Genomic DNA, 6,022 nt, shown 5'->3' on the forward strand with positions numbered 1-6,022 from the left:
GCTAGGTTCTCGTTTGGTTGGGCGTGGCCAAGGTGTCGTTTTGCGGGGCAAAACCGTGCGGCTTGCCAGCCATCAAAATTGGTAATACCATTTGCCCAATTAGTTATTTGACTAAGTTACGCAGATGCTAGGCATTGGTCAATGCCAAGCGGCGCACAGGGGCCCTGCACGCATTCGACCTTGGTCGCATCTGACATACCATTTCTAGCACTGCAGAGCGTCTGCCATGTCTCAAAACAGCATCAAAGCAAGCAAAATCTCCGACATCCTGGCCGAGCGACTGGAGAGCATGATTTTGGAGGGCAGCTTATCGCCCGGGCAAAAACTCCCCCCCGAACGTGAGCTGGCAGCGCAGTTTGAGGTCTCACGGCCATCTTTGCGTGAAGCGCTGCAAAAGCTGGAGGCCAAATCGCTGGTGGTGCGCCGCCAAGGTGGCGGCACCTTTATTTCCGATGACATCGGCATATCCTTTGTCGACCCACTCAGCCAGCTGTTTAAAAGCCATCCGGAATTTAATTACGACTTATTGGAGTTTCGCCACGCATTAGAAGAAGTCGCCGCGCATTACGCCGCATTGCGCGCCACCGATGGCGACTTGCAAATCATCGAGCAACGCTACCAAGACTGGCTCGAAGGCCATGAGCAGCGCATTGGCGCCAGTGAAGAGGCGGAATTAGATTGGCGCTTTCACCTGTCGATCGCCGAAGCCTCACACAACGCCGTATTGCTGCACTCCATGCGCGCCCTATTTGATTTATTTAAACAGACCATTGCCACCAACTTGGAGTTTTTGTACATCAAAGAAGACCGTCGCGCCGCCATTCGCAACCAGCACGAGAAAATGAAAAACGCCGTACTGGCGCGCGATGCCCAAGCCGCTCAGCAGGCCGTCAATGATCATTTGGCCTTTGTTGAAGAAACCCTGCAGCAAAGCAGCCGCTTTGCCACCCACGCCGAGCGCTCACTGCGGCGCATAGGATTAATGCGGCGGGGTTAGTGCGGCGAGAAAAACTTCCGCGCCGAATGCACTTTAAAATCGACTCAGTTAGTTATATCCGGCTGCCGGCAAGCAGCCATTGATTCAGATACAGCAACGGTAGTTATTGCAACACATCCGCATCATTAAGCAGCGGATCGTGCATTGCTGCAACCGCTGCGTGAGAGTCAAGAGACATACATTGGCACATCGCCGCCGTTGGCGAGGTAATCCTGCAGCCACAAAATGGCTTGGATGCTGCCCAAGGTGTGCACCTTGTGGGTGACGAGTTGATTAAATTCCTCGACGTGCGTGTCTTTTTCTACATCGTCATACATCAGGGTAATAAAGGGCATAAAGTGCTCGCCGTCTTCGACGGCATGAATGGCAATGCAGGGGCCATCGTATTCATACAGCTCGATCGCCAACGCGGATTCGGCCCCTAAATCCAGTGGGCTGACGATGGTGCCATAATCTAGCTCTTCGTCCTCGGCCGTCCACGCCAGTTGAGTGTCTGAGATTTGGGTTAAGTGCTCGGCAAACCAGCGTTCGTCCATCGTTTCAAACATGCTGAGTTCTTCTGCCGGCACGTCGTCGTCAAACTCGGGGCGAGTGGCTTCGTTTAAATAGACTTCGGCCAGCGCCCGGGCGTGGGCGCTGGCAAACCGAGCCAGATAAATCACTTCTTTGCACATGACTCGTCCTAGCGCTTATGCGGCGGCGGGGTTGGCTTGCGGGTATAGTCCGTTTTATAAGCCTGCATGCCGTTGTTTTTAACGGTTTGCCATAGGTTGCGCAAGTAGGCCGGCGCGGTATCGTCTTCAAAAATCTGAATCATTAAACGCGCGGCTTTTAGGTGATTGGGGTGGTAAATATCGTCGGCATTGTCTTGAAGTGCGGGTAAATAGCCACACAAGCTGAGTTCGTCTCCGCGCTCATTCGGTTCTGGGTCATAAGCAAACGTCGAAACAAACATTTCATGCAGCCATTGAAAGGGCGTATAAGGGCTGACATACATGGCTCGACTGTATGTGCCATTACTATACAACACTGTAGCAAAGGCTTCTCTGGGGGTATCGAAGGGAATTAAGCGACATTCGGCATTATCAACAATAATAGTTTCGTCGGTATAAACAGGGCTCTGTATAAACACGGGCAGCATACGCTGCTCCAGACCGCCAAAACCGCCAAAATCGTAGTCGAGTAAAGGCTCGACAGTATGACTTTGTAGCATGAAAAACTCTTGACCGGGCAATTTATCACGCCCCAACGGACGATCTTCTCGACGTTTTGGCGCCATCTCTTCCGCGATTTTTTGCTGCCAGCGCTGCTCAGATTGATCTGGATGTAGAAATAGCGACATCAGAAGGTTTTCCTCCCAGCTAGCACTGCCATACGGTTGAGGCGTGTAGTTACCGTGCTGGTCAAAATCTGGTGGTGGCACCTGAGGTTCGTCGGCGATGTAATAGTTTTTTTTGACATCGGCCAAGTTCTTGGCACTCCAATCGCTATAAGTATACTTGACTTGCTTCCACTGCTGCTTGCGGATTTTTTTCCAATTTTCAATATGGTTGCCCGGCAACACCGGTTCAATCGTTTCGTAGTCAAACATGCTTATTATTCCATTGCGTTGAGGATTAAGTCGTTAATATCCTGACGTAAACGCTGCTGTTCTTCGGCATCTAGACTGTTAAGGTCAAACAGTTCATCCAGCAGCTGATCGCCCATCTCAAAACATCACACATACCAGCGTAAACCTAACGGCCATCATAAAGGAAAACAGCGTTTTTGATAGCCATACGGTCATCGCCGCTTAGCCATTTGCTGGGGTCAGAGCTTAAGCTCTCCCATCCGAGTCACTTTGAGTGGTTAGCGATTCGTATTTATTGCCGCCACACCCATGCCCTCTTTGAGGGATCTTATCCCTCACGCCGGGCGGGCGAGCTCCCTGCTTTGCGCTGCGCAGGCTGTTGGCTGGTGCTGCCATCCGGGCAGCCCCTGCGGGCACAGCCATTACCCACTCAGGCGGCCTTGAGGTGCGAAAAACCTGCGCGCGAGACCGCGGGTTTGGCGACCTAGGAACTGGGGTGGGTGTCAGGCTTGTCTTGCCAGCTTATGAGCAATGCCCACTTGCCTTGGCAGCACACCGTCAACGCTTATAGATAATCGTCAAGATCAATGTCGGTATAACTCGGCCAGTGCTCTAGCAATGCTTGTGGGATGGCGGCTTTCCATTTTTCGATCTCGCAGCGTTTGGCTTCAACATTGTGTTCATACTCCATTTCGTCGCTGCATTCTTCCAAATAAAAATCGTAGCGAACGCCCTGATCATTTAGCACAAAGAAAGAGTCCGTGCCGTAATCTCCCCAATGGCAGGCGTAGTACTCTATGCCTTGGGCGTGGCGAATAAAGTCGCGTGAGGCTGCCACGCCTTCGGGGTTTTCGTATCCCAGCTTTAAATAGTCGCCATGCTGCTCAATGCTATCGACATCGATCAGCAGTTCATCCACCCAAATCGTAGGCACACCAGCGTGCTCGGCCAGCTTGCTTAATCCCCAAATTGGCTGGGTTTTAAAGGTCTCCAGCCACTCGCTGGGGGCTTTAATTATGATCTCACCCGTATCTTCCATATCACTTTCTTACTCTGTCGTGTTTTGTGCGTCGATCTCAGCGGCTTTTTCGCCACTGAGCTGCCAATGATGGCGAATCTCGCTTTCCCGTGCTTTTAAATCGTGGGCAAAGGTTTTGGCGATGTCGCTGGCCTCAGCACCGGCCAAGATGCGCTCAACTTCGGCGAACATTTCATCAAAATCTTCTTGATAGCGATGGCAGCTTTTACTGGCCTGTGCCAAAGCCGATACAAAATACTCCACGCAATCCACACAGCCCTCGTAGGCCACCTCCCCCGTCAGGATCTTATTTGCACACATCATATAGGCACTGCACCACCATGAAGGTTCGATTGAGATTCTCTCTGGCCTGGGGCCGTCCTCAACATATATCTCTTGATAGGTCGAGCCTAAGACTCCCCTAATAAATTGCTGAATATGGCGTCGAAACCAGGATAAGTAGTAGCCCCGCTTACTGATCCAGAACAAGTAGTCTTTGAACACATTTTCTTGTTCGGTTGGATCCAATAAGCCACTGTAAAAAACCTCTTTGGCAGACTCGGCAGAGTCATAGGGGGTAAACAGCATGACCGTACTGCCGGGAAAATAACAGTCCTTTTCGCCATAAACAAAATAGCGCTCTAGACTTTTTTGTTTTGCTGGCGGTGTCTGAGTCATGGTCGCACGGATGTGCTGCCAATCGGCTTTGCGCTGTGCCAGCCACTGTTCATCCTCCACCCGCCAGAGTGGGCGCAGGGATTGCAGAATTTCATAGCGTGTTGGTTTGGGCATGGTGAGTCCTTTAGTGTGCTTCCTTGGGCTGCGTTACTCTGTCGTGTTTTGTGCGTCGATCTCAGCGGCTTTTTCGCCACTGAGCTGCCAATGATGGCGAATCTCGCTTTCCCGTGCTTTTAAATCGTGGGCAAAGGTTTTGGCGATGTCGCTGGCCTCAGCGCCGGCCAAGATGCGCTCAACTTCGGCGAACATTCCATCAAAATCGTCTTGATAGCGGTGATAACTGTCTGTGGCATGCGCTAAAGCCGATACAAAATACTCCACGCAATCCACACAGCCCTCGTAGGCCACTTCACCCTTCAAGATTGTATTCGCACAGTACATATAGGAACTGCACCAAAACGTCGGCTCGGGAGAAATTCTTTCTGGCCATGGGCCGTCCTCAACATATATTTCTTGATAGATCGAGCCTAATACGCCCTGAATAAATTGCTGAATATGGCGTCGAAACCAAGGTAAGTGGTAACTGCGTTTGCTGATCCAGAACAAATAATCCCCAAAGACCCTTCCCTGCTCAGTTGTATCTAACAGGCCACTAAAAAACACCTCACGGGCAGATTCGGCAGAGTCGTAGGGGGTAAACAGCAGCAAGGTAGTGCCGGGTAAATAGTCCTTTTTTTCACCGTAGACAAAATAGCTTTCTAGTAGTTTGAGCGATGCTGGCGCAGCTTTTTTGATACTGGCACGGATGTGCTGCCAATCGGCTTGGCGCTGTGCCAGCCACTGTTCATCCTCCACCCGCCAGAGTGGACGAAACGATTGCAGAATTTCATAGCGTGTTGGTTTGGGCATGGTGAGTCCTTTAGTGTGCTTCCTTGGGCTGCGTTACTCTGTCGCGTTTTGTGCGTCGATCTCAGCGGCTTTTTCGCCACTGAGCTGCCAATGATGGCGAATCTCGCTTTCCCGTGCTTTTAAATCGTGGGCAAAGGTTTTGGCGATGTCGCTGGCCTCAGCGCCGGCCAAGATGCGCTCGACTTCGGCGAACATTTCATCAAAGTAATCTTGATAGCGATGGCAGCTTTTACTGGCCTGTGCCAAAGCCGATACAAAATACTCCACGCAATCCACACAGCCCTCGTAGGCCACCTCACCTACCAAAACTTTTTTGGCACATAGAATATAAGCCTTACACCACCATGAAGGTTCGATTGAGATTAGTTTTGGTCGCGAGCCATGCTCGACATAAAGCTCTTGATAGTTCGACCCCATAACGCCCTGAATAAACTGCTGAATATGGCGTCGAAACCAAGGTAGGTAGTAACCACGTTTACTGATCCAGAACAAGTAGTCTTTGAACACATTTTCTTGTTCGGTTGGATCCATTAAGCCACTGTAGAAAACCTCTTTGGCAGACTCGGCAGAGTCATAGGGGGTAAACAGCATGACCGTACTGCCGGGAAAATAACAGTCCTTTTCGCCATAAACAAAATAGCGCTCTAGACTTTTTTGTTTTGCTGGCGGTGTCTGAGTCATGGTCGCACGGATGTGCTGCCAATCGGCTTTGCGCTGTGCCAGCCACTGTTCATCCTCCACCCGCCAGAGTGGGCGCAGGGATTGCAGAATTTCTTGTTTTTTACGTTTGGGCATAGTTACCTCTCGCAAATGTCATCACAACAAGTACAGACCTGAGTTAACCTCATAT

At 50.9% G+C, this 6,022-nt stretch carries 7 protein-coding genes; 1 reads left to right on the forward strand and 6 read right to left on the reverse strand.

The genetic code is table 11. The annotated features are described in order from the left end of the window. Positions 1-226 precede the first annotated feature (226 nt). Positions 227-997, forward strand: a complete 771-nt coding sequence (locus IE090_RS07450; RefSeq protein WP_189387727.1) for a GntR family transcriptional regulator — start codon at positions 227-229, stop codon at positions 995-997. 167 nt (positions 998-1,164) lie between these two features. On the opposite strand, the gene IE090_RS07455 is transcribed toward IE090_RS07450, so the two are convergent. The 6 genes from IE090_RS07455 to IE090_RS07480 all read right to left on the reverse strand — a co-directional run bounded on the left by IE090_RS07455 (position 1,165) and on the right by IE090_RS07480 (position 5,967). Further along, a complete protein-coding gene (locus IE090_RS07455) occupies positions 1,165-1,671 on the reverse strand; it encodes a hypothetical protein (RefSeq protein WP_189387728.1) in 507 nt (168 codons plus the stop codon). Between the two features lie 8 nt (positions 1,672-1,679). Next, entirely contained in the window at positions 1,680-2,588 is a 909-nt protein-coding gene (locus tag IE090_RS07460) for a hypothetical protein (RefSeq protein WP_189387729.1), read from the reverse strand. A 544-nt stretch (positions 2,589-3,132) separates the two neighbouring features. Beyond that, a complete protein-coding gene (locus IE090_RS07465; protein ID WP_189387730.1) occupies positions 3,133-3,606 on the reverse strand; it encodes a hypothetical protein in 474 nt (157 codons plus the stop codon). A 9-nt stretch (positions 3,607-3,615) separates the two neighbouring features. Next, the gene (locus tag IE090_RS07470) at positions 3,616-4,377 is read right to left on the reverse strand and encodes a hypothetical protein (RefSeq protein WP_189387731.1); all 762 of its coding nucleotides are present in this window, start codon (positions 4,375-4,377) and stop codon (positions 3,616-3,618) included. 33 nt (positions 4,378-4,410) lie between these two features. Beyond that, positions 4,411-5,172, reverse strand: coding sequence for a hypothetical protein (locus IE090_RS07475; protein WP_189387732.1), 762 nt, complete (start codon positions 5,170-5,172; stop codon positions 4,411-4,413). Between the two features lie 33 nt (positions 5,173-5,205). Continuing rightward, positions 5,206-5,967, reverse strand: a complete 762-nt coding sequence (locus IE090_RS07480) for a hypothetical protein (RefSeq protein ID WP_189387733.1) — start codon at positions 5,965-5,967, stop codon at positions 5,206-5,208. Positions 5,968-6,022: the final 55 nt, after the last annotated feature.

Origin of the sequence: Bacterioplanes sanyensis (genome assembly GCF_014652515.1) — a bacterium.
In the GTDB taxonomy this organism is placed as follows: Bacteria; Pseudomonadota; Gammaproteobacteria; order Pseudomonadales; family Oceanobacteraceae; genus Bacterioplanes; species Bacterioplanes sanyensis.

What these genes read in the sequence shown, in the direction of transcription:
- IE090_RS07455 (WP_189387728.1), bottom strand. Translation starts at nt 1,671, where the DNA reads ATGTGCAAAGAAGTGATTTATCTGGCTCGGTTTGCCAGCGCCCACGCC.
- IE090_RS07450 (WP_189387727.1), top strand. Translation starts at nt 227, where the DNA reads ATGTCTCAAAACAGCATCAAAGCAAGCAAAATCTCCGACATCCTGGCC.
- IE090_RS07465 (WP_189387730.1), bottom strand. Translation starts at nt 3,606, where the DNA reads ATGGAAGATACGGGTGAGATCATAATTAAAGCCCCCAGCGAGTGGCTG.
- IE090_RS07470 (WP_189387731.1), bottom strand. Translation starts at nt 4,377, where the DNA reads ATGCCCAAACCAACACGCTATGAAATTCTGCAATCCCTGCGCCCACTC.
- IE090_RS07480 (WP_189387733.1), bottom strand. Translation starts at nt 5,967, where the DNA reads ATGCCCAAACGTAAAAAACAAGAAATTCTGCAATCCCTGCGCCCACTC.
- IE090_RS07460 (WP_189387729.1), bottom strand. Translation starts at nt 2,588, where the DNA reads ATGTTTGACTACGAAACGATTGAACCGGTGTTGCCGGGCAACCATATT.
- IE090_RS07475 (WP_189387732.1), bottom strand. Translation starts at nt 5,172, where the DNA reads ATGCCCAAACCAACACGCTATGAAATTCTGCAATCGTTTCGTCCACTC.